Raw genomic sequence first — 3,730 nt, 5'->3', positions numbered from 1 at the left:
GTGTCTCATTGCTCGGCATCGCTTCAGTGATGGCGCCGAAAGCAGTCCGCCTCGAGGCATGGCGCCGCATCGGCACCGACCTCGATCTGCAGAAGCTCGCCAGCCTGTCCAGCACCATCGGGTTCGACGGCATCGTCGATGCCGCGCGCGATATCGTCGAGGGCAAGATCCGCGGCCGCGTCGTCGTGGATATGTGACTCCGCCCAACTGCCGGAAGGGCGGATGCAATCGCCAGATCTGGTGGCAAACCCGCCGCGCCTCGGCAAAAAGCGCTCATCCGCTAAAATTGGAACGATCCGCCGCAATTTTCCATAAGCTCTGTCTGGCAAGAATTTCGCATGATCGCGCAATCCGGCAGCCAACAGGCGGACACTGGCGACGATGTCGATGCGGTGCTCCCGCCGGCGTCGACGCGGCGCTTCGTCGCCGCGCCGCCGCTGGTGCCCGAGCCGGAATTCTCCAGGCGCGAAGGCCTGTCCTTTCTGACATTCGTCGCCATCGTGGTGATGGCCGGGCTGGCGCACCTGACCGGGGCACCGATGTTCATCAGCGTTGCATTGCTCGCAACCGGCCTAGCCGGCCTTGCCATGCATCTGCGCGCCAGGCGCAGCGAACATCGCACCGCCGCCCTTCTTGACGAAACCACGGCCCGCAGCCGCGCCGAGATCGAGACGCTGGCCGACCGCATGTGGGAGATGCAGGAGAGCGATGAGCGCTTTCGTGGCCTGATCGACGCGCTTGGCGATCTCGTCATCCATCGCGACCGCGACGGCTACATCGTCTATGCCAACAAGGTCTTCGCCGATCTCGTCGAGATCGACCAGCGCGATCTTGCCGGCAAGACCCTGGCGGAACTCGGCATCGAGGTCGGCATGGTTCCCGATGCCGCCTTTTCCGACCATGAGTGCCTGAGTTCCACCGATGTCTCTATCAGCACGCCGAGCGGGCAGCGCTGGTTCTCCTGGATCGAACTGTCGGTGCGCGACAAGGACAGTGGCGCGGTTTCGCACCGCGCCATCGCCCGCGACATCACCGCCCGCAAACGCGCCGAGTCCTCGCTGATCACCGCACGCGAACGGGCCGAATATGCCAGCCAGGCCAAATCGCGTTTCCTCGCCACCGTCAGCCATGAAATCCGCACCCCGATGAACGGCATCATGGGCATGGCCAGGTTGCTCGCCGACACCAGCCTGTCGCCGGAGCAGCAGACCTATGTCGGCGCCGTCTCGACCTCAGCCAGCGCATTGCTTGCCCTGATCGAGGATCTTCTCGACTATTCCAAGATCGAAGCCGGGCGTTTCGACCCGGAGCCGCAGCCGATGTCGGTGCGCGAGATCGCCGACAACATCATCGAATTGCTGGCGGCGCGCGCCTTCGCCAAGGATATCGGGCTGGGTTGTCATGTCGAACCCGACGTGCCGCAATTGATCACCGCCGATCCAGGCAAGGTCAGGCAGGTGCTTCTCAACCTCATCGGCAACGCCATCAAGTTCACCGACAGCGGCGGCGTGCTGGTGAGCATTGCACGCGCACGCACCGAAACCAGCGACCGCATATGCTTTACCATCGCCGATACCGGTCCGGGCCTGCATGATGCCGACCTGGAGCGCATTTTCGAGGAGTTCGAGCAGGCGGACGGCACGTCGACACGCACACATGGCGGGGCCGGCCTCGGCCTTGCCATCTCCAGGCGCCTGGTGGCCGCCATGGGTGGCACGATCTCGGTATCCAGCCGGCTCGGCCAGGGATCCGAGTTCGTCTTCGAAGTCCCTGCGACAGCGGCCACCGAAGCGCCGCAGGGCCGCCAGAATGCTCTCTCGGGCAGACGCGTGGTGATCCTGTCGAAGAACGCCGTCGAGGCCGACGCCATCGCCCGCACCATCCGTGCCAACGGTGGCGCGGTCGACATCGCCACCACCGCCGCACAGGCCGCGCCTTTCGCCGCCGGCTGCGACGCGATCCTGGTCGATGCAGCGATGGAGGAAGGCGACGGAAGGCTGCTCAAGCGCCTGCGCCAGAGCGGTTTCTCCGACTGTGAGGCGATCACGCTGATCGCGCCGACAGATCGCGGCATGCTTGGCGAGTTCCGCGCCAGCGGCTACGCAACCTTCCTGGCCAGGCCGGTGCGCGGCGGAACACTTTTGCGTGTACTGTTGAGCAGCCATGCTCCGAGCCTCGGCCCGCCGCAGCCGGAAAAGCGCGGCGCGCCGACACTGCGCGCCGTCGGCAACCGCCAGCGCGGCCTGTCGGTGCTGATCGCCGAGGACAATGACATCAATGCCATGCTGGCCCGCGCCACGCTGCTGAAGGCGGGGCATCGCGTCAGGGTGGTCGGCAACGGCAAGGCGGCCGTCGAGGCTGTCACCGGCGCCGCGCACAAGGACCGCTTCGACGTGGTCTTGATGGATCTGCACATGCCGGTCATGGACGGGCTGGACGCGATTGCCGCCATCCGCCGCCATGAGGAAGAAAGTGCCGTGCGGCCGGTGCCGATCATGGTGCTGTCGGCCGACAGCCAGGAAAAGACCCGCCATGCGGTGTTGGCCCATGGCGCCAGCGGCTTTGTCACCAAGCCGCTCGACCCCGAGGCGCTGGTCAATGCCGTCGAGGGCCAGGTCGTCGCGGCCTGAGCTTTCCACCGCCCATTCCGCACCGGGCGATCACTTAAACGTAGCCGGTTGATCGTATTCGCCAGCCGACGAAGTATTGCCCACGACGTCGTATCACGGTACTGTCACAATCCTGTTGCACCTACACCGTATCCCCGTGCCAAGAGGGATGGCTCGAAGGAGAATCACTCGTGCATACAGTTATGCCGGAATGTGACACTCGGCCGAACGCCAGCAGCGCCTTGCTTGCCGGACGTAACGTCGATTCCGTCATAAAGGGCGCCGCACTGGGCCGTATAGGCAATCTTGAAGTGCGGCTCGCTCGCAACGAGGCCGAGATCGCGGCCGCGCAGGAAGTGCGCTACCGGGTGTTCTACGACGAACTTGGCGCCAGGAAGGACCTGTTCCAGGCCCATGACCGCCGTGACGCCGACCGGTTCGATCCGCTCTGCGACCATCTGCTGGTTTTGGACACCACGCTTTCCGGTCCCGAACATCGCCGCATCGTCGGCACATATCGGCTGCTGCGGCAAGAAATCGCGGCCACGGCCGGCGGTTTCTATTCCGAAGGTGAATTCGAGCTGACCAAGCTCATTGCCCGTCACCCCGGCCAGCGTTTCCTTGAACTCGGCCGCTCCTGCGTTTTGCCGGAATACCGCTCGAAGCGCACCATCGAAGCGTTGTGGCAAGGCATCTGGGCTTACATCAACCATTATGAAATCGGTGTGATGACCGGTTGCGCTTCCTTTCACGGCACCGTGCCGGCGGCGCATGCCGAGGCGCTCACCTACCTCGCCCACCACTGCCGCACGAATTCGGCCTGGGACGTGCGCGCGGTCTCCGGGCGCTACTGCTCGATGGACCTGATGCCTATCGAGGCGGTCAATGCCAAGGCGGCGATCGCCGCGATGCCGCCTCTGGTCAAGGGCTATCTGCGCGTCGGCGCCCGCATCGGCGACGGCTGCGTCATCGATCGCGAATTCTCGACGGTCGATGTGTTCGTCGTGATGCCGGTCAAGGAGATCGGCGCACGCTACGTCAACTATTATGGCGGGGAAGCCCAGCGCTTCGCTGCGTGAGGCTAGCGAATAGAAAGTAGCGGGAGCTATCTCGTTCAACCC

General features: G+C 64.5%; 2 protein-coding genes and 1 pseudogene. All 3 read left to right on the top strand.

The features are described 5' to 3' along the window. A pseudogene (locus EN991_RS27325) lies at positions 1–197 on the top strand (oxidoreductase); the annotation flags it as partial. A 141-nt stretch (positions 198–338) separates the two neighbouring features. Continuing rightward, a complete protein-coding gene (locus tag EN991_RS27320; protein WP_027161326.1) occupies positions 339–2,630 on the top strand; it encodes a PAS domain-containing hybrid sensor histidine kinase/response regulator in 2,292 nt (763 codons plus the stop codon). Positions 2,631–2,812: 182 nt separating this feature from the next. Continuing rightward, positions 2,813–3,688, top strand: a complete 876-nt coding sequence (locus EN991_RS27315) for a GNAT family N-acetyltransferase (RefSeq protein ID WP_023812526.1) — start codon at positions 2,813–2,815, stop codon at positions 3,686–3,688. Positions 3,689–3,730: the final 42 nt, after the last annotated feature.

The organism is Mesorhizobium sp. M7A.F.Ca.US.005.03.2.1 (assembly GCF_003997795.1).
In the GTDB taxonomy this organism is placed as follows: Bacteria; Pseudomonadota; Alphaproteobacteria; order Rhizobiales; family Rhizobiaceae; genus Mesorhizobium; species Mesorhizobium ciceri.
The sequence above is the reverse complement of the archived record's forward strand: the minus strand, read 5'-3'. Positions and strand labels throughout refer to the sequence as shown.

Bases quoted from the DNA above. Each gene is read 5' to 3' on its own strand.
- EN991_RS27320 (WP_027161326.1), top strand. From the start codon at position 339: ATGATCGCGCAATCCGGCAGCCAACAGGCGGACACTGGCGACGATGTC.
- EN991_RS27315 (WP_023812526.1), top strand. From the start codon at position 2,813: ATGCCGGAATGTGACACTCGGCCGAACGCCAGCAGCGCCTTGCTTGCC.